General features: G+C 69.3%; 18 protein-coding genes. 4 read left to right on the top strand and 14 right to left on the bottom strand.

What is annotated here, in order from left to right:
* Positions 1–3: 3 nt before the first annotated feature.
* The 6 genes from NM1_RS06585 to NM1_RS06560 form a co-directional block, all read right to left on the bottom strand.
* Complete coding sequence (locus tag NM1_RS06585; protein WP_068015322.1) at positions 4–966, bottom strand: helix-turn-helix transcriptional regulator; 963 nt, start codon at positions 964–966, stop codon at positions 4–6.
* Positions 967–1,230: 264 nt separating this feature from the next.
* Complete coding sequence (gene atzF / locus NM1_RS06580; protein WP_068015320.1) at positions 1,231–2,856, bottom strand: allophanate hydrolase; 1,626 nt, start codon at positions 2,854–2,856, stop codon at positions 1,231–1,233.
* A 130-nt stretch (positions 2,857–2,986) separates the two neighbouring features.
* Entirely contained in the window at positions 2,987–5,044 is a 2,058-nt protein-coding gene (locus tag NM1_RS06575; RefSeq protein ID WP_444980085.1) for a 5-oxoprolinase/urea amidolyase family protein, read from the bottom strand.
* A gap of 236 nt (positions 5,045–5,280) precedes the next feature.
* On the bottom strand, positions 5,281–5,943 hold the full coding sequence (locus NM1_RS06570; protein ID WP_068015050.1) for an urea amidolyase associated protein UAAP2: 663 nt from the start codon (positions 5,941–5,943) through the stop codon (positions 5,281–5,283).
* Complete coding sequence (locus NM1_RS06565) at positions 5,940–6,692, bottom strand: DUF1989 domain-containing protein (RefSeq protein ID WP_068015048.1); 753 nt, start codon at positions 6,690–6,692, stop codon at positions 5,940–5,942. Before NM1_RS06565 ends, NM1_RS06570 begins: the two co-directional genes overlap by 4 nt.
* A 337-nt stretch (positions 6,693–7,029) precedes the next feature.
* On the bottom strand, positions 7,030–8,562 hold the full coding sequence (locus tag NM1_RS06560; protein WP_068015044.1) for an amino acid permease: 1,533 nt from the start codon (positions 8,560–8,562) through the stop codon (positions 7,030–7,032).
* 200 nt (positions 8,563–8,762) lie between these two features.
* On the opposite strand from NM1_RS06560, the gene NM1_RS06555 reads away from it, so the two are divergent.
* Positions 8,763–9,431, top strand: a complete 669-nt coding sequence (locus NM1_RS06555) for a TetR/AcrR family transcriptional regulator (RefSeq protein WP_114699518.1) — start codon at positions 8,763–8,765, stop codon at positions 9,429–9,431.
* Between the two features lie 105 nt (positions 9,432–9,536).
* A complete protein-coding gene (locus NM1_RS06550; protein ID WP_068015042.1) occupies positions 9,537–11,198 on the top strand; it encodes an MFS transporter in 1,662 nt (553 codons plus the stop codon).
* Between the two features lie 102 nt (positions 11,199–11,300).
* On the opposite strand, the gene NM1_RS06545 is transcribed toward NM1_RS06550, so the two are convergent.
* The 8 genes from NM1_RS06545 to NM1_RS06510 all read right to left on the bottom strand — a co-directional run bounded on the left by NM1_RS06545 (position 11,301) and on the right by NM1_RS06510 (position 17,575).
* Entirely contained in the window at positions 11,301–11,699 is a 399-nt protein-coding gene (locus NM1_RS06545) for an NUDIX hydrolase (protein ID WP_068015039.1), read from the bottom strand.
* Positions 11,700–11,870: 171 nt separating this feature from the next.
* Positions 11,871–12,401 carry a hypothetical protein gene (locus NM1_RS06540; protein WP_068015036.1) on the bottom strand — a complete coding sequence of 177 codons (531 nt, stop codon included), beginning with the start codon at positions 12,399–12,401 and terminating at the stop codon, positions 11,871–11,873.
* Positions 12,402–12,473: 72 nt separating this feature from the next.
* Complete coding sequence (locus NM1_RS06535) at positions 12,474–13,391, bottom strand: FtsK/SpoIIIE domain-containing protein (RefSeq protein WP_169814207.1); 918 nt, start codon at positions 13,389–13,391, stop codon at positions 12,474–12,476.
* A 187-nt stretch (positions 13,392–13,578) separates the two neighbouring features.
* Positions 13,579–14,379 (bottom strand): family 1 encapsulin nanocompartment shell protein, encoded by an 801-nt coding sequence (locus NM1_RS06530; RefSeq protein WP_068015030.1) that lies wholly within the window; start codon positions 14,377–14,379, stop codon positions 13,579–13,581.
* Positions 14,380–14,710: 331 nt separating this feature from the next.
* Positions 14,711–15,733, bottom strand: coding sequence for a Dyp-type peroxidase (locus NM1_RS06525; protein ID WP_068015028.1), 1,023 nt, complete (start codon positions 15,731–15,733; stop codon positions 14,711–14,713).
* An 88-nt stretch (positions 15,734–15,821) separates the two neighbouring features.
* A complete protein-coding gene (locus tag NM1_RS06520; RefSeq protein WP_068015025.1) occupies positions 15,822–16,148 on the bottom strand; it encodes a cupin domain-containing protein in 327 nt (108 codons plus the stop codon).
* 117 nt (positions 16,149–16,265) lie between these two features.
* Entirely contained in the window at positions 16,266–16,757 is a 492-nt protein-coding gene (locus NM1_RS06515; protein ID WP_068015022.1) for a dihydrofolate reductase, read from the bottom strand.
* Complete coding sequence (locus NM1_RS06510) at positions 16,754–17,575, bottom strand: thymidylate synthase (RefSeq protein WP_068015019.1); 822 nt, start codon at positions 17,573–17,575, stop codon at positions 16,754–16,756. The genes NM1_RS06515 and NM1_RS06510 overlap by 4 nt, the downstream gene beginning before the upstream one ends.
* 45 nt (positions 17,576–17,620) lie before the next feature.
* Between NM1_RS06510 and cobF the strand changes: the two genes are divergently transcribed.
* The gene (gene cobF / locus NM1_RS06505) at positions 17,621–18,370 is read left to right on the top strand and encodes a precorrin-6A synthase (deacetylating) (protein ID WP_068015313.1); all 750 of its coding nucleotides are present in this window, start codon (positions 17,621–17,623) and stop codon (positions 18,368–18,370) included.
* A gap of 103 nt (positions 18,371–18,473) precedes the next feature.
* Positions 18,474–19,238: a hypothetical protein gene (locus NM1_RS41985; RefSeq protein WP_147288951.1), complete on the top strand. Its 765-nt coding sequence runs from the start codon at positions 18,474–18,476 to the stop codon at positions 19,236–19,238.
* The last annotated feature ends 28 nt before the right edge of the window (positions 19,239–19,266 follow it).

Below are 19,266 nucleotides of genomic sequence, written 5' to 3'. Positions count from 1 at the left end.
GTGTCAGGTGTTGTCGTGATTGATTGCGGCGGTTACTCGTTCGGCCAGGGCGCGGAGGTGATCGATGAGTTCGGGTGGCTCGTGGACTCGGAAGCCGAAGCCGAAAAGACCGGTGTAGACGGCCAATTCGTCCAGGGAGTTGGAGCCCGTGTGCAGCAGGCAGGTGCGTTCGTCGACGGCCTCGACGACTCCGATGGTCGGCGGGATGCGCTCGGCGGCCTCCGCCACCGGCACCTCGAGGGTGATGCGTGCCTGATAGCGGTAGGCGGCGGTGCTGACTCCCCGCGAGACGAGGTCGGCCACATCGAGATCGGGGGCCTCGCGCGGGGTGAAGCGGGGGCCGTTGGGGATTCGCGGCTGCAGCCGATCGACCCGGTAGGTGCGCCAATCCTCGCGGTCGGTATCCCAGCCGACCAGGTACCAGTGCCGCCCGGTGTGCACGAGCCGGTGCGGTTCCGCGGTGCGGCGGATATCGCTGCCCCCGTGGGTGCGGTAGTCGAACCGCAGTTGCTCGCGGTCGCGGATCGCCGCGGCGATGGCGGTGAGCGTATCCGGATCGACGGGCGCGGTTCCGGCGGGCACCGTCACCGTCGCCGCCTGCAGCGCGGTGATCCGATGCCGCAGCCGCGACGGCAGCACCTGCTCGACCTTGGCCAGCGCCCGCAGCGAACTCTCCTCGATGCCGGTGATGGTGCCGCCCGCCGCGGTGCGCAGCCCGACCGCGACGGCCACCGCCTCATCGTCGTCGAGCAGCAGCGGAGGCAGTTTCGCACCGGCGCCGAGCCGATAACCCGCCGCACCGGCCACCGCGTGGACGGGGTAGCCGAGGGTGCGCAGCTTGCCGATATCGCGCCGCACCGTCCGCACGTCGACCTCGAGGCGTTCGGCCAGATCCGCACCGGTCCAGTCGCGAGGAGTCTGCAGCAGCGACAGCAGCCGCAACAGCCGAGCCGACGTTTCGATCATGCCCACCATCCTGCCCCACACCTAGGACGAATCCGGCCCTAGCCCGTTCGGGCCCACCACCCATCCCGCGCTCACTCATGCCATGCAGGGTGCGCCAACGCACACAGGGGTGCGTTGGGAACCTCTGCGGCGGGCCGACGCCCCTAACCCAGCGCACACCCGTGGCGCGCACCAGCGCTCGCCGCACCCCCTGCGTGTTCCCGCACCCACTGCATGGCCCTGTAGGGGGTGCGGGAATCGGCAAGGGGTGCGTGAACGCGCCCTCTACAGGGCTCCGGCGGCGAGGGCGGCTTTCCAGCCGCCGTACTCGCTGATGTTCTTGGCGGAGGCGGTCGCGGCTGGGTCGCAGCCGAAGCCGGTGGTCCAGGTGCCGTCGTCGAGTTCGACGGCGCCAAGCTGCATCGGTGCGGGGAGCGCGCTCAGGAAGCGGCCGAGGGCGGCGGGGGACAGCAGCCAGCGTTCGCCGGCGACGGAGACTCCGGGCTCGCCGTCGGGGCGTCGGGTCACGGCCGGTTTGGGCGGAGTGGTGTCGAGTGCGCCCAGCCGGTAGCGCGGCGCGGTGCGGACGGGTCCGGCCCACCGGGCGCCGAGCTCGGTGAGCTGGTGTTCCAGCGGCTGCCCCCGCAGATGCGCGCCGAAGACGATCAGCTCCTGCACCGGCGCCACCCGCGACGGCCACGCCGAATCGATGGGTTCGACAAAGCCTTTGTCGCCGTTGGGAATCAGAGCAGCGATATCCAGTGCGACGGCATCGTCGAAGGCGCGGCCGAATACTGTGACACCGAACTGGGCATCACCGGCGGTACCGGCCGGGACGGCGACCGCGCACAGATCGAACAGATTGCAGAAGTTCGTATACGTCCCGACCCGGGAGTTCACTCCGACCGGGTCGGCCTCCACCTCCGCGATGGTCGGATGCAGCGGGGCAGTGGGAGTGAGCAGGGCGTCGGCGCCGAGCAGGCCGGCCATCGCCCGCGCGCGCAGCCGCTCCAGCTCGGCAAGATCCGACACCAGCCGATGGGCGGGAATATCGCGGGCCGACCGGATGATCGCTCCGACGGTGGGATCGATCGACTCCGGATGCGTGTCGACGAATTCGCCGACCGCGGAATATCTTTCGGCAACCAGCGCACCGTCGTACAGCAGCCGCGCGGCCGCCAGGAACGGTTCCGGATCGACGGTGACAATCTGCACGCCCCGTTCCCGCAACGCGTCGACGGTGCGCTCGAACGCCTTCTGCCACAGCGGATCCAGAGCATCGAGGGAATCGAACACCGCGACTGTGGGTTTCGGCGGCGCGGCCAGCCGGGTGTCCGTCGGCCAGGGACGGTCGGTGGCGGCCGCGAGCGCACCCATCGCCCGGTCCGCCGAGCGCAAATCCGCGGCGAAGATCGTGACGCAGTCGTAGGAGCGGCACGCGGGCACCACCCCTTCGGTGCTGATCACCCCGACGGTCGGTTTGATGCCGACGATCCCCTGGAAAGCGGCTGGGACGCGGCCCGATCCCGCGGTGTCGGTCCCGATCGCGATATCCGCCTCGCTCAGCGCCACCGCCACCGCCGAGCCCGAACTCGAACCGCCGGAGACGAATTCGGGCCGCAGCGCGTTGGGAACCGTGCCGTAGGGGGATCGGGTTCCGACCAGTCCGGTCGCGAACTGATCGAGATTGGTCTTCCCGACCACCACCGCCCCGGCCGCGCGCAGCGCCGCGACCGCGGGCGCATCGTGACTCGGAACATACGCATACTCGGGACACGCTGCGGTCGTGGGTATTCCGGCCACATCGACGTTGTCCTTCACTGCCAACCGCAATCCGGCGAGCGGGCCGCGGGCCTGCGCGATGTCGGCCGCCACCTCTTCGTCCGGCCGTCGGTGAATCCACACGCTCATGCTTTGCTCCTCGTGCTGTTCGTCGCTACCCATGCAAGTACCACGCGCGGCGTCTGCGGCTGCGGTTGTCCCGATGTACCTCGTCATCCCCGGTACGTTCGGCCGCGATCAACCGAGCACACGACGACCGTCACCGCCTCGACTCCGTCAGCTCACCCGCGGCCCGCCAGGAATTGCGCTCGGCGGCGAATGCTTCGGCCTGGCTGCCGCGGAACTCGGCGATGGAGTCCGCGTTGCTGTCGAGAAATCGCTTGTGGTCGGCCAGCCGGAACTCACCGTCTTCGGCACGCAATTCGCCTCGCCCGGCGGCGAAATCGGCGCGCAGGTCCAGCAGTTCGTCGTTCGAGACCGGATACCAGCGGATGCGGTCGAAGTACCGCAGCAGCCAGGGATCCTCGTCCCATCCGTCGCCGGAACGACGGGATTCGTTGAAGGACCGATGATTCCACACCTGAGTGGTCCTGCCGACGAACTGGTACCCACCGGGTCCCTCCATCCCGTAGATGCACAGGTAGGCCCCGCCGATGCCGACCGCGTTCTCCGGCGTCCAGGTGCGGGCGGGGTTGTACTTGGTGGTGACCAGGCGATGGCGCGGATCGGTCGGGGTGGCGACCGGGGCGCCCAGGTACACGTCGCCGAGCCCGAGCACGAGGTATTCCGCGGCGAATACGGTGTCGAAAACCTCCTGCACGGAAGGCAATCCGTTCATCCGCCGGATGAACTCGATATTCCACGGGCACCACGGCGCATCTGCCCGCACGCCGTGCATATACCGGGTGATGGCCTCGCGGGTCGCCGGATCGTCCCAGGACAGCGGCAGCTGCACGGTCCGGCTGGGCACCACGAGTTCATCGGACGACGGCAGGACCGATTCGGCCTCCGCCAGCAGGCGGAGCAGTTTCGCCGTGGACAGCCGCTCCGGATCGGCGCGCACCTGCAGCGACCGCACCCCGGGCGTGAGCTCCGTGATACCGGGTTCGCATCGCCGCAGCAGGTGCTCGTGCAACGCGTGCACCCGCGCCCGCAGGCCGAGATCCAGTGTCATATCGCCGTATTCGACGAGCACGCCGTCGTCGCCCGCGCGGCGATAGGTGACGGCGGTGGCATCGTCGGCCTCGCCGCGGGCCAGGACGCCGTCGTCGCCGTCCCCGTCGGTCGACAAGACGAACGGCCAGCCCGCACGCCGGGCGGGCCCGAGTGCATGCGGCGAGGCCGCGCGATCGGCCCGCACCGCGACGAATCGCACCGTATCCCCGGGAGTCAGCTGCCCGAGCTTCCACCGGTCGGCGGCGACGACGGTGACCGGGCAGACGAATCCGCCCAGGCTCGGGCCGTCGGGTCCCAGCAGGATCGGGGTGTCGCCGGTGAAGTCCAGCGCACCAACGGAATACGCGTTGTCGTGGATATTGGAGGGATGCAGCCCGGCCTCGCCACCGTCGGTGCGCGCCCACTGCGGCTTCGGCCCGATCAGCCGCACGCCGGTGCGGTCGGAGTTGAAGTGCACCTCGTAGTCGGTGCCGAGAATCGTGTCGAAGTCGCTGCGGGTGAAGAACTCCGGCGCCCCGTGCGGGCCCTCGGTGACGGCCAGCTCCCATCGGCGGGTGAACACCGGTTGGTCCTCCGTCGGAACGGCGGTGGCGACACCTCGGTGGCTGCGGCCCACCGGGAGCACATCGCCCGCGCGCAGCGCGTTCCCGGTATCTCCGCCGAACTTGCCCAGTGTGAATGTCGCTGCACTGCCGAGATATTCGGGTACATCGATGCCCCCGGCCAGCAAGACATAGCACCGCATCCCCGGTCCGGTCACAGCACCGATATCCAGCAACCCACCGGCCGGGACCTCGACGGGACGCCACTGTGGCACGGGCACACCGTCGACGGTGACCGCCGCCGCGGCTCCGGTCACGCACACCCAGGTGCGCGCGGCGAACCGCAGTGCGGGCCCACCCAGCGTGCACTCCAGACCCGGTGCGCCCTCGGCATTTCCGACCGCGCGATTCCCGAGCCGGAACGACAGGTCGTCCATCGGCCCCGACGGCGGCACGCCCACATGCCAATACCCGATCCGCCCCGGCCAGTCCTGCACGGTCGTCATCATGCCGGGCCGAACGACCTCGAGTCGGTGCCCGGCGTCGGCCGGATGCCGAACCGGATCGGAGCCTGGCGCGCCGGATAGGGCACCGTGCACACCGCCGTGCGAGGCGACGGCCCCTGACCCGCCCGGCGCAGCCCCGGCAGCCGTGGTCCGAGCGGTGTTGTCCGGGTGTGCCCCATCCGTAGCGGCGGGCAGGACGGTGCCGGTCGTATTGCTTGGGTTCATGACTGGGCCTCTCTGAGGTCGGCGGACGGGTGGCCTGCACTCGGAACGACGCGAGCGACAACCGGCGGCCGGGCGCGAGATTGCTTGTGGTGCAAGGCGCCACGTCAGCGCGTGACGACCATCCGCACCGGCGTGGGATCGAATCCGTTGCAGGGATTGTTGATCTGCGGGCAGTTCGACACCAGCACCAGCGTGTCCTGCTCGGCCCGGAGCGTGACCTTCTTGCCGGGCGCCGACAGCCCGTCCACGATGCCGAGGGTGCCGTCGGCCTCCACCGGGACGTTCATGAACCAGTTGATGTTCGACACCAGATCCCGCTTGCCCAGGCCCCACTTCAGGGCCTCGGTGAGGAAGTTCTCCACGCAGGCGTGCTGGTGGCGGGTGTGATGGCCGTAGCGCAACGTATTCGACTCCTGCGAACACGCGCCCGCGACGGTGTCGTGGTTGCCCACCTCGTCGGCGATCACCGTCATGAGCGCCGCCCCCGAATCCGTGCGCAGCACACTGCCGGTGGTGAGGAAGATATTGCGCTGTGCGGCCACGGTGGCCTGGGCGCTGTAGCGATCGGTGTGGTCGGCGGCCGAGTACAGCAGACAGTCCACGGCTTGATTGCCGTGCAGGTCGATGATCTCCAGCCGATCTCCGGCAGCCACCACCGCCGACCACGGCGCACGGGCGGGAACGGTCTCGTCGAGGACGAGGGTCCGCGCGGCGGTATCCGCGTGCCCCGCGAGCCGGTTCCGATGAGCATGCTGAGCGTGTGTCATGAGTGCGCCTCCCGGGTGCGTGCGGCGTGCCAGGCTTGTTCGGTGTTCTCGGCCGCGCGCAGATACTCCGGATCCGTATTATGCTGCCGCGCAAGCGCTTCCGGTGCATGCCAGGCGACGATTTCGAGATCGGTCGGGGGAGTCGGGTCGAGCGGATGTGCGGCATTGGCGACCAGCAGCGTCACCGGAAGATGCGTCAAGAGATCGACCGCGGCGCCGGAGCCCGCACCGCCCGTCGCCACGACGGCACCGTCGGACTCGACCCGCGCACCCCGGAAGAACGACACCGTGGGACCGATATCCCGCGGCGCCAGACCGTGTTTGGCACCGGCCAGCCGCAGCGCCTGCCGCGCCGCCGCACTCGGCCCGCACAGCGCATCGTGCCGTCCCGACGAATCCGCGACGATCGTGGCCAGCACGCGCCCCTGATCCGACAGCAGCGGATGTCCCACGCCGAGATACGCCTGCCACGGCACCTTCACCGTATCGGCGACATTCAGCCGTTCCCAGGGCGATTCGGGCCGCACCAGCAGCACGTGCGCACACGCCGCCCCGTCCGGATCCCGCAACCGCACCCGGGTGCCACGGCCCAGCACCACGTTGACGTATCCGTCGGCGGGAACCCGTTGTGCGAAGGTGACTTTCGACGCGTCGACACCGCCGGGCAGTTCCGGCCCGGCGATCGCCGCCGCGTCCGCCTGCGCACGCGCATGTGCGCGCGCGGCGGTGGTCGATGCCGTACCTGTCATCGGAATTTCCCTTCTCGAGAAGTGTGTGAGCGCCTCGCGGTCGCTGGGTCGGGAGTTGCGGTATCGCGGGGGTCGGGCGGATCGTCACCGCTGCCCGCCCGACCCAACCGGCGTTCGACCGCGGCGGCGATCAACAGGGCGAGCGCGGGGCGCCCGAATATGGTGGGCCGCGGCGATTCCGGCGCAGAGGACTCGTTCGCGCCCGACGTACCGGCCGAACCGAGGGTGCTGCGTCGGAAGATCCTCCGCATCGCCGAGACCGCACGCGCGGTGCGTCCTTCCGGCGTTCCGTGGTCGGCGCCGCTCCGCTGGCTCATGGGCAAGCTCCGTCGCACTGTCACGCGGGCTGGATCGCGGGAACCGACCTGCGCGCCGGACGGATCACGGCGATCCGATACACCACCATCCCGACCACGACGGCCAAAGCGACGAAAAGCGGTGCGGCCCAGAGCATCCACCACCCACCGCCGTCGGGTGCGTACACCTCCTGTCGCGGCCAGGCGAGGTTCACCGACATGACGACGCCCCACACCACCGCGAGCGCATTGAGCGGAATCCCGAAGCGCCCCAGCGTGAACAGCCGCTCGGGCACCGCGGGATCGGCGATCGCCCGGCCGGTCAACCGGCGCATCAGCAGGGGAGCGGTGACGAGCAGGTATGCCAGATAGAACGTCACGATCCCGACGCTGGCGAGGGTGGCGAAGATGGCCGCATTGCCGAGATTGACCAGTAGCAGCGCGATCCCGGCCGCACCGACCACCACCGCCGGCAGAATCGGGGTGCCGAAGCGCGGGTGTACCACCGCCAGCCGCTGCGCGAACGGCAGCTTCCCGTCGCGGGCCATCGAGAACAGCAGTCGCGAGGCGGCCGTCTGAATGGCCAGCGTGCACACCAGAATCGCGACCGCGACGCAACCCAGCAGCACCGTGCCCGCGGGCGTCGACAGCTTGGCCGAGATCACATAGGCCAGCCCCTCGCTCGCGAGTCGGCCGTCGTCGAGGCTGGGCGCGGCCATCAGCGCACCGAGCAGCATCAGCACCCCGCCGATCCCGGATACCGTCAAGGCGCTGAGGATCGCCCGCGGCGCGACCCGGCGCGGGTTCTTGGTCTCCTCGGAAAGCTCACCGGCGGAACCGAATCCGACCATGACGTAGGCGGCCATCAGGCCGGATACCAGGAACGCGGCCCAGTACGGCCCGGGTCCCGCGTGACCGGTTTCCAGCACCACCGACGGCCCGCGATCGGCGTGGCTGAACAGCACCGCGACGGTGGCGAGCACGCCGACGATCTCGACGGTGACACCGATGGTGTTCAGCCGCGACATCCATTCGATGCCCACCGCATTGACCGCGGTCGTGATCGTGAGCAGCACGCTGCCGAGCAGTACCGCGTTCATCGCCCCCGACCGCGAGGTCAGCGCCGGGTCGTCGCCGACGATCTGGAATCCGCTCCAGATCGACGGCAGCACCACCTGCAGCGCGATCGCCGCCGCGGCGGCCGTCAGAATCTGCGCGATGATCATCATCCAGCCCGCGAACCAGCCGACTGTCTCGCCCGCCAGCCGCCGCGACCACTGGTAGATCGATCCCGAAATCGGGTAGCGCGCGGCCAGTTCGGCGAAGTTCAACGCCACCAGGAACTGCCCGGCGAATACGATCGGCCAGGTCCAGAAGAAGGCGGCGCCGCCGAATCCGTAACCGAAGCCGAAGAACTGGAAGATCGTGGTGAGGATGGAGACGAAGGAGAACCCGGCCGCGAACGAGGCGTAGCGGCCGAGCTTGCGGTGCAGTACGGGTTCGTAGCCGAATCGTTCGAGGTCGGCGCTGTCGGTACTGCCGCTGTGCGCGGGTGGGGCGAGGGTGGTGGCCATGGGCGGGTGTCCTTCGGCGTCGTGGCCAATATCTATCGGGTGAAAGTTTTGCAATCGCGAACTGCGTGGTGGTGACGGTGATGTATCGGTCCCGTGCCGCCGGGTAACTTCTGTGTTGCCGAAGTTTCTGTCGAATGACAGAAATCTCACGGCCGCGGACGCGCCGAAATTCGGGATCGGCGATAGGCAAGAATGGAGCCGTGACGCAACTCGGACCCGGCCGCCCGCGCCTCGAGCCGCGGCGTCGCCAGGGGCAGACGCCGCGCGCCGAGATCCTCGATGCCGCCGCGGAATTGTTCACCACCAAGGGTTATGCGAGCACCTCCACCCGCGGTATCGCCGATGCCGTCGGTATCCGGCAGGCCTCGCTCTACCATCACTTCTCGGCCAAGGACGACATCCTCGACGCGCTGCTGGACGAAACCGTCACCGGCCCACTGGAATTGGCGGGCAGGCTGCGTGATCGGCCGGAGTCTCCGCAGGTGCGGCTGTATGCGCTGGCCTGGTTCGACGTCCGCCAATTGTGCGCTGCCCGCTGGAATCTCGGTGCGCTGTACCTGCTGCCGGAGCTGCGCTCGGAGCGGTTCGCCGCCTTCCGGCTACGCCGCGAGGAGCTACGCGGGCACTACGAGCAACTGGCCGGTGAGGTGATCGGCGCCGCCGACGGGCCCCATGTGAGCGGGGCGCAGGTGCTGCCCTTCCGGCTCGTGGAGAGCGTCATCAACATCCGTTCCGACGAAGGGTCGTCGCCGGAATACGCCGATCGGCTGATCCCCGACGCCGCGCTGCACATGCTGGGCTGGTCCGGCGACCAGGAAGCGATCCGCACCGCCGCCGACAGTTTGCTGCAGCACCTGGCCGATTCCTGACCCGCTCGCCTACCCGACATCTGGCGAATATCGGGCAAACAACTCGTAGACTGGTGGCGCACGAGGTTCTTCGACGGCATTCCCAGTCGACGGTGGGAGTTGTGCATGACGGACGTGGAGCTCGATTCGCCCCTGCAGCAGGGCCGCAGGCGCTGGTACGCGCTGGCGGTGCTCGCGCTGGGCCTGTCCATGGTGGTCCTCGACGGCACCATCGTCGGCGTCTCGCTGCCGGTGATCATCCGCGACCTGGGCCTCGGCTTCACCCAGGCGCAGTGGGTGAACAGCGTCTACGCGGTGGTCTTCGCCGCGCTGCTGATCACCGCCGGCCGCCTCGGCGACCGGCTGGGCCGCCGCAAGATCTTCGCCGCGGGTGTGGTGCTGTTCGTCGCGGGCAGCCTGCTCGCGGCCGCCGCGGACGATCCGTCGACGCTGATCTGGGGCCGCATCGTGCAGGGCATCGGCGGTGCGGGCGTGCTGCCGGGCACCCTGTCGACGGTCAACGCGATCTTCCGCGGCCGCGACCGGATCATCGCCTTCGCGGTCTGGGGTTCGGTCATGTCCGGGATGGCCGCCGTCGGGCCGCTGCTCGGCGGCTGGCTGACCACCAGTTTCACCTGGCCGTGGATCTTCCTGGTGAATCTGCCGCTCGGGCTGGTGGTGCTGGCGGGGATCGTGCTGTTCGTGCCGGAGACCAGAATGCGCGCCCGCGCGCACGGTCTGGACGTCGACGGATTCCTGCTCAGCGCGGCCGGTTTCGCGCTCGTGGTGTTCGCGCTCATCGAGGGACAGACCTACGGCTGGTGGAAACCGCTGCGCGAGTTCCACCTGTTCGGGCTGACCTGGTCCACGCGGGCGGCGAGTTCGCCGATTCCGCTGCTGTTGCTGCTGGGGGTGGCGCTGCTGGTGCTGTTCGTGTTCTGGGAACGGCACCGCGCCGAGGTGAATCGCTCTGCGCTGCTGGACCTTTCGCTGTTCCGCATCCGGGGGTTCCGGTGGGGCAACACGGCCGCGTTCGCCGTCGCGCTGGGAGAGTTCGGCCTGCTGTTCGTGCTGCCGCTGTTCATGGTGAACGTGCTCGGAATGTCCACGCTCCGAAGCGGTCTCGTGCTCGCCGCCATGGCGCTGGGCGCCTTCCTGGCCGGTGCCGCGACCGAGGGGCTGGCGCGGTCGTTCGGCCCGGTGCGGATCGTGCGGATCGGCCTCGCGATCGAGGTGGTGGCCGTGGTGGTGACCGCGCTGTTCATCTCGCCGGACGTGTCGGCGTGGCTGCTGGCGGTCCTGCTCGCCTGCTACGGCGTCGGGCTCGGGCTGGCCTCGGCGCAGCTCACCGGCACCGTGCTCGCCGGTGTTCCGCCCGAGGCGTCCGGGCAGGGCTCGGCAACCCAGTCCACGGTGCGCCAGGTCGGCTCCGCCCTGGGAGCGGCGGTACTCGGTGGGGTGCTGTCGGTATCGCTGGGCCGCCTTCTGCCGGACCGGCTGGGGGAGGTGCCCGGCCTGCCGGACCGCGCCGCCGACGAGGCCGCCGCGGCGACCCGCGAATCCGCCGGCGGCGCCATCACCGCCCTGCGCGACCACCACGGCACCCAGGAGGTGGTCGACGCCCTGTCCCGCGGTTTCGCCGACGCCACCCGCTTCACCATGCTCGGCGCCGCGGTGTTCCTGCTTCTCGGCTTCCTCGCGGCGACCCGAATCCCTATGCGCGCCTCGGGCATTCCGGACAGTGACGCCGAAGCGCCCAGCGGCACAGAGGGTTCCGAGCGCAAGTAGCGTTGTGCCGAGGCCGGTCTGCGCAATCCGGGGCCTTCCTCGTATCTCCTGGCCGGGCGGTCTTCGGATTCCGATCCACGATCGGGCCGGTCGATGCGTGGTCTACCAGTCGATCAGGCCGAGTTCGTGCAGCCGCCGGAACACCAGCATCGAGCCCGGGGCGACGTGCTCCATGGCGGCGTATTCACCGCCGGTGAAGTAGCGCAGCTCGGCGACCTCGCTGGTGGGCCGCGGGTCGCCGGTCAGGTCGGCGGTGAAGCAGGTCATGTGCAAGGGGGTGCCCGGCGCGTGGCCGAACGCCTGGCACTCGAAGACGCCCAGCTCGCGATAGGCGGCAACGCCGACGCCGAGTTCCTCCCGCACCTCGCGATGCAACGCTTCCACGGGCGTCTCGCCGGGATCGATCTTCCCGCCCGCCATATAGAACACATCTTTCCCCGCCGACCGCGCCTGCAGCAGCCGCCGATCGCGGACATGTGCCACGGCCGCGGTACGAATCATGACTCCGCTCCTCTACGCCACCCGATGGACATCGCCCGGTCGCGAATGCCCTCGCCGGACGCTACCGCCCGGAAACACTCGCCGCTGTGCGGGGTGCCTCGCCTCGGAACGTCACAGCCGCACGGGGTGTCTCGCGGTGAGCTGCCCGGCGCCGGCCATCGTGTGGTTCCGTCAGCGGGTGGGTGGCGCCAGTTTCCAGTGCTCGTGCAGGGCCGCCGCGATCTCCGGCAGCACGGTCACCGGAACCCGCTTGTGCCGCAACATCTTCCGCACCTCGGCCACCTGCTCCCGCTTACGATGCTCGTAGGCGTTGGAGACCGGCCGCACCACCGGCGGAATGCTCAGCAGGATCAACTCACTGTGCAACTCGTCCCCGCCGGCCAGATCCAGCGCCAGCGACCACCGCTCCCGCTCGTCGAGCGCGAACCGCCCCGCGACCACCCGCTCCCACTCGATGCTGTCCTCCGCCAACGGCGTCCGCCGATAGATCGCCTGCTCGGTAAGCACCACCGCATCCCGCCCGAACAACCGCACCAACACCGCAACAGCCACCACCGCCCCCGCCAGCAACCCGGTGAACACCCGATTCACCCCGAACACCCCCACAACCACCCCACACACCACCACGGTGGCCACCACCCCCAGGCACCCGTAAACCAGCGCCCGCCGCCCCGAAACCACGCCCGCGCGCACCATGTTCATCGGCCCTCCTACGTACGGCGACACCGTACCGGACCACCGCGTGCGGCGGGGCCGGCTGGACCTCGCCGGGTCCTATGTCGCTGCCCTCCGCCACCACTGTTCAGGCGAGAATTCGTAGCGGTGCTCACGCAGGTGTGCCGGTAGATCGCGAAGGAGCGCGCGAACAGAATCGGGATCCGGGGCCTGGAACGGCACGAGCTCGCCGGTCGACTGGGCCCTCAGAATCCCGTGTCCGGGCGTTCCAGGCAGTGTGTGCGCATCCGGCAGCCCCATCGCCAGGCGCGATTCCTCGGCGGTAGATGTGCGGAGCACGAGCCGCGTCGACAGGAAACCTTCGAGCGCGCCGATTCGCACCGCGCCGAACTCCTGAGCACTCAGCACGAGATGAATTCCGGACCTGCCGTTGGCACGCACGATCCGGCCCAGTAACTCGCCGAATTCGGGCACCTGGTCCAGCATGCGAACGAAATCGTCGACGACCAATACGAGCCGCGTCTTCCATGTCAGCGGTCGACCGGCGGCTCGCGACTTGTTGTACTCGGGGATCTCGGCGAAGTACTCGGCCGCTCGGCGATGCCGGAACTCGACCTCGTCCACGAATCTCCGAAAACTGCCCGGCGCGGCATCCGACAGGAACTGCTCGGCACCGGCGACGACCACCCCTTCGAACGGGAGCGTCGCGGCACCCGCGAACGTACCGCTGCGGTCGACGTCGATGTAGACGAAGTTCAGGTGATACGGCGGCAGGTATCGGATCGCCATCCCTATCAGAAGCGTTTCGATCAGGGTGGTCCGTTCCGCCGGTGTGCCACCGACGATGAGGGTGTGCGGGCCCATGCCGTCGTTGATCGCGTGTTCGAGGTCGACCTCGACCGGCGTACCGCGCCCGTCCACCCCGATCGGAACCCTCAGCCTGGCGGGGTTGTGCCCGAGTCGCCACTGCTCGTCGGTGACATTCCGGTCGATACCGAGCAACTCCGAGAGGTCCACCGTCCGAGTCGATTCGGGTTCGCCGCCCCGGATAACGTTCGGTATTCCCTTGTGTGCCAATAGCTCAGGCTCCACGCTTCCCCCTTACCATCGATCGCTGCTCCGGACAGAGCAACGGTCCGTCGGTCGACCATCGTAGTGGCCGACGGGGGAATCCTGTGGGTGGCAACGATTCCGGTGGGTGACCTCAGGCGCGGAGGGCCACTGCTGCCTCGGCCGTGTAGACCAGGAATGTCAGGCTTTGCTGGAAGTACAGCTGGACCGTGTCGGCGTTGTGGGACTGGTAGCCGATCGAGAGGTCTTGGCCGAGTTGGAGGTCGAAGTCGCCGCCTCGGGTGGTGAGGACGAAGGCGCCGTCGATGGCGGGGGCCCAGATGATCTCGCCCTCGGGGATGAGGCGCTCGATGTGGGTGCGGATCGGGTGGCCGTGGTCGGAGGTCTCGCTGACCTGGGTGTACAGGTCGGCGCTCAGCAGCACCGAGTACGGCCCGTCCACGCCGGCCAGCCGCAGCTCGCTCAGTGCCTGCGCCACCGCCTCCGGCACCAGCCGCGGATCCGACGGGAGCGTGATCGGGGTGTTGGAGGCGGCCGCCCGGATGCCCGTGATGTCGGCGGCCGGATAGCCCTCGAAGATGCCCCGGTCCTCGGCGAAGGCGATCCGGCGCGCCGCGTCCTTCACCGGGTCCAGATCGGTGTCCTTGGCGCCGCGTTCGACGTTGTCGAGTTCCTCGCGCGACAGCGTGAACGGCACCCGCAGCTCCACCAGCGGCGCCACCACGCGCTGCCGCACCTGCACGCCCTCGTCGGGCGCGCTGATGGCGGTGGTGCGCCCCAGCCCGACCGCCGAATAGTCGGTGCCGTGCGGCCCGGACAGGTCGACGACGCGGCGACCGGCGATGTGCCGCTTGAACGTGCGCGTCGCCTCCTCCTCGATCGCCGACCAGGCCTCGTCGGTGATCGGCGCGAGCTCGCGGTGCAGGTTGTTCATGCTGCGTCCTTTCCGGTGTGAGCGGAGCCCATCGTGATTGCGCACTGCCCGCTACGGCCCGGGCCATGCATACCCGGCGCGCCCGCCACAGCGCGGCTGTGCATGTCCGGTGTGCCCGTTACAGCGTGGCTGTTCATGTCCGGCGTGCCCGTTACGGCGTGGCTGTGCATGTCCGACGTGCCCGTTACGGTCTGGCTGTGCATGTCCGGGGCGCCCGTTACGGTCTGACTGTTCATGCTCGGTGTGCCCGTTACGGTCTGACTGTTCATGCTCGGTGTGCCCGCCACAGCGCGGCCATGCATACCCGGCGCGCCCGCCACAGCGCGGCCATTCATACCCGGCTCCTTTTCAGGGTGCCGATTTCGAGGGAACCGTTGCCCGCGGGGGTGGCGGCGGGCGGGTGATCGTCGGCCGTCTCCACCCGCGCGGGCGGGCCCGGCGGATCGTCCAGGAATTCGGTGGTCGGGGTGAAGAACAGGGTGCCGGTGACCGCGGTGGAGAAGTCGAGGATCCGGTCGTAGGTGGCCTCGTCGCTGCCCAGGAACATCCGCTCCAGCATCCGCTCGGTGACGCTGGGCGTCGCGGCGTAGGCGATGTAGTAGGTGCCGAACTCGCCCGCGCGGACGCTGCCGAACGGCATATTGGCGCGCACGATCTGGCGCTGGGTGCCGTCCGCGTCGTACAGGGTATTGACCGCCACATGCGAGTTCAGCGGCTTGTCCTCGTCGGAGAGTTCGTAGTCGCCCAGCTTGGTGCGCCCGATGACGCGCTCCTGCTCCTCCACCGACAGGGCGTTCCACGAGTCCAAGTCATGGGTGTACTTCTGCACGACCACATAGCTGCCGCCCGCGAAATCGGGATCCTCGTCGCCGACGAGCGCCGCGGACGAGGCCTGCCGCCCCTCCGGATTCTCCGTGCCGTCGACGAACCCGAGCAGGTCGCGCACCTCGAAGTAGCGGAAGCCGATCGTCTCGTCGACGATGGTGGCCGCGCCGCGCAGCCGGTCGCCGATCGTCATCGCCAGTTCGAAACAGGCGTCGGGGGCCTCGGCGCGGATGTGGAACAGCAGGTCTCCGGGTGTGGCGGGGGCCTGGTGACGCTCGCCGAAGTAGCCCGGAAACTCGTGCAGCTCCGCGGGTTTCGGCCCGGCGAACAGCCGGTCCCAGGCCGCGGAGCCGATCCCGGTACAGCAGCTGAGGTCCGCGCTGGGGACCCGGAACCCGACCGATCGGGTCAACCCGGACAGGTCGGCCAGCAGGTCACGTACCGCCGGTTCGCCCCCTTCGTCGATGGTGGCGACGAGGAAGATCGCGGCCCGTGTGAGCGGATCGAGGATCGGCTGCGGCTCACCCATGATCTTCAGCGTACGGGGTGCGGCCGACAGGGCGGCCGAGGATTGCCCGATGTCTGCTGTGATCTCGAGCGGGTTGCCGGTGGGGCGGCTATTTCGCGACGGTCAGCAGAAACGCCACGTCGTCGAGGGCCTTCACACTGTGCCGGGCGTCGGGGATGACCAGCAGGTCTCCCGGTGAGCCCTTCCACTCGTTGGTGCCGGAGATCAGGGTCAACGTGCCGGTCAGGACCTGCAGTGTGGCCTCTCCCGGGTTCTCGTGCTCGGCCAGGCTCTGTCCCGCGGACAGCGCGATCACGGTTTGGCGGAGGCTGTGGGTGTGGCCGCCGCAGAGCGTCTGGGAACTGCGTCCGCTCGTGGCGGTCGCGGCCAGTTTGAGTTGCTGGCGGGCCACCGCGGTCAGCGATTTCTTGTCCATGGACAACCTTTCACGGATCAGCCGAGAGCGGGCTGTGGTCGCGGGCTGAATAGTCGTGAGTATGCCGGACGGGTGCCACGGTCTCGGGCGTTTCGCAGTTGCGATTCGGCCCCGGATTCAGCGCACGTAGCGCAGCCAGCGGTAGCGCAGCCCCGACTTCGACTCGTGCCAGCCGCTGTCCGCGTCGATTCGCCAGCCGGATCCGATCGGCGGTGCGTAGGCGTCGCCCTCGACCCGGGTGTCCACCGTGGTGACCTCGAGATCGGTCGCGTATTCCATTGCCGCGCGGTAGATTTCGCCGCCGCCCATGACCCAGATGAGATCGGCGTCGGCGAGCTTCAGGGCCTCCTGCACCGATCCCGCCCGCTCGGCGCCTGCGGCCGACCAGTCGGGTTGCCGGGTGACGACGATATTGCGCCGGTCGGACAGCGGGCGGAAACGCTCGGGCAGGGAATCCCAGGTGCGCCGCCCCATCACCACCGGATGGCCGACAGTGACGTCCTTGAAATGCGCCATATCCTCGGGCACCCGCCACGGGATCGCGTTGTCGGCGCCGATGACACCCTCGGGCGTCTGGGCCCAGATCAGCCCGATGCGCTGCGGGCTCATACCGCGACCGGCGCCTTGATGGCCGGATGATGCTGGTAGCCCACGACTTTCACATCCTCGTAGGCGTAGTCGAACAGCGTCGGCGCCTGCCGCAGCTCGAGCTCGGGGAACGGGTACGGCTCCCGCCCGAGCTGCTCGCGGACCTGCTCGACGTGGTTGTCGTAGATGTGGCAGTCGCCGCCGGTCCAGATGAAATCCCCCGGTTCCAGCCCGGCTTGCTGCGCGACCATGTGGGTGAGCAGCGCGTAGCTGGCGATATTGAACGGCACCCCGAGGAACAGGTCCGCGCTGCGCTGATACAGCTGGCACGACAGCTTGCCGCCCGCGACGTAGAACTGGAACAGCGCGTGGCACGGCGCCAGCGCCATCTTGTCCAGCTCGGACACGTTCCAGGCCGAGACGAGCATGCGGCGGGAATCCGGATCGGTGCGCAGGGTCTGCAGGATCTGCGCGATCTGGTCGATGTGCGCGCCGTCCGGCGTCGGCCAGGACCGCCACTGCACGCCGTACACCGGGCCCAATTCGCCGCTCGGGTCGGCCCATTCGTCCCAGATCGTGACCCCGTGCTCGCGCAGCCATTCGATATTCGACTCGCCGCGCAGGAACCAGAGCAGCTCGTAGACGATCGACTTCAGGTGCACGCGCTTCGTCGTGATCAGCGGAAACCCGGCCGACAGGTCGTAGCGCAGCTGATAACCGAAGACGCTGCGGGTCCCGGTGCCCGTGCGGTCGGACTTCGGTGTCCCGGAATCCAGCACATGCCGCAGCAGATCCTCGTACTGGGTATCGCGAGCGGGGTGGGAGCGGGCGCCGTCCATGACTGCCAAGTTAACGCATGGGACCGACTGGCAAGCTTGGGCATCGTGCAGCAGCTCTATGTGATCGGAATCGGCGCGGGGGACCCGGCCCAGGTGACGGTGCAGGCCATCGAGGCCATGCGCCGCGTCGACGTCTTCTTCGTGATCGGCAAGGGCGACGCGAAGCGGGAGCTCGTCGAGGTGCGCACCGCGATCCTCACCGCGCATCTGGACCGCCCGCACCGGACCGTGGAGATCGCGGACCCGCCGCGGGACCGCAGCGTCACCGATCCGGACTACCGTGGGGTGGTCGAAGACTGGCACGAGCGCCGGGCCGCGCTGCTGGAGGAGGCATTCGCGGGCACCGACGGGGTCGGCGGCATTCTGGTGTGGGGCGATCCGTCGCTGTACGACAGCACCCTGCGCATGGTGCGGCGGGTGCTCGACCGCGGCCGCGTGCGGTTCGACTACGAGGTCGTCCCGGGCGTCACCAGCGCGCAGGCGCTGGCCGCCCGGCACCGCATCGTGCTGCACGACATCGGCGAGCCGGTGCACATCACCACCGGCCGCCGCCTGCGCGAGGAGGGCGTCGCCCCCGGCGAATCCACCCTGGTCATGCTCGACGGCGAGGGCTCTTTCACCACCGTCCCCGGCGACGATCTGCACATCTGGTGGGGCGCCTACCTGGGCATGCCCGACGAAACCCTGATCGAGGGCCCGCTGCGCGCCGTGGAAGATCAAATCCTCCAGCGCCGCAAGGAACTCCGAGAACAGAAGGGCTGGATCATGGACACGTACCTCCTCCGCCGCACCTGACTCCGCTATCTCGGTACATGGCCGGAATCCGCCCGGACGAATCCGGATGCTGCGTTGAAACGAATCTCTTTCGAAGGCGGGGTGTTCGATGAGGAGGTCGCCCATGGCAGCACAGAATCGTCCTATTGCGGAGAGATGGCTGAGACGCACCGGCTCCGTGCTGGTCGTCGGCGCGGTGCCGCTGGCGCTCGTGCTGTCCGCGACTCCGGCCGCAGCGGATGCCGCCGATCCCTCGGCCGTCGTGGGCAGCGACGAGGCGAATACGCGGCAAGGGATTCCGTACGGCCCCCTCGCGGGCGGCGACGTGGCGGCGCTGCAACCGGCCCCGGGCAACCCCCTCGCCGCCGTCGAGGCCGCCATCCGGCAACTGCCCGATCCGGCGAGCCAGGTGGTGTCGATTCCGGCACCCGACAACACCATTCGCATCGGCTCGGTCGTGGTCCCGCGCCCCGATTTCATCGACCCGCAGACCTCCACGCAGATCAATGACGCCGCCGCCGGCGCGGAGGCCGGGCTGGCGCAGAGCCTCGACGCGGCCGGTGTCGAACCCGAGCGTTCCGACCGGGTCGCCGCCGACACCCTCGGCGGCGCCGCCACCGGTGCCGCGGTGGGCGCGGTGGCATCCGCCCCGCTCGCGGCGACCAGCGCGGTCGTCGGGAGCGTCGCCGGGCTGGTGGCCGGGGTGCCGTTCCTGCCGATCGGGTTGCTGATCGGCCCGGTGATCGGCGCACAGATCGGCGCGGCGGTGATCACCGTGCCCGCGGCCGCCGCCGGTGCAGCCATTGGCGCCGCCGCCGGGGCTGTCGGCGGGTACTTCGCGCCGCTGACCGAGCAACCACCCGCCCCGGCAGACCAACCGGCGATTTAGCGCTGCTTCGGGTCATGTCGGAGCACCA

The sequence above is a fragment of the Nocardia mexicana NBRC 108244 genome, from assembly GCF_001613165.1.
GTDB lineage: Bacteria > Actinomycetota > Actinomycetes > Mycobacteriales > Mycobacteriaceae > Nocardia > Nocardia mexicana.
This window is presented reverse-complemented; position numbering and strand designations above follow the sequence as displayed.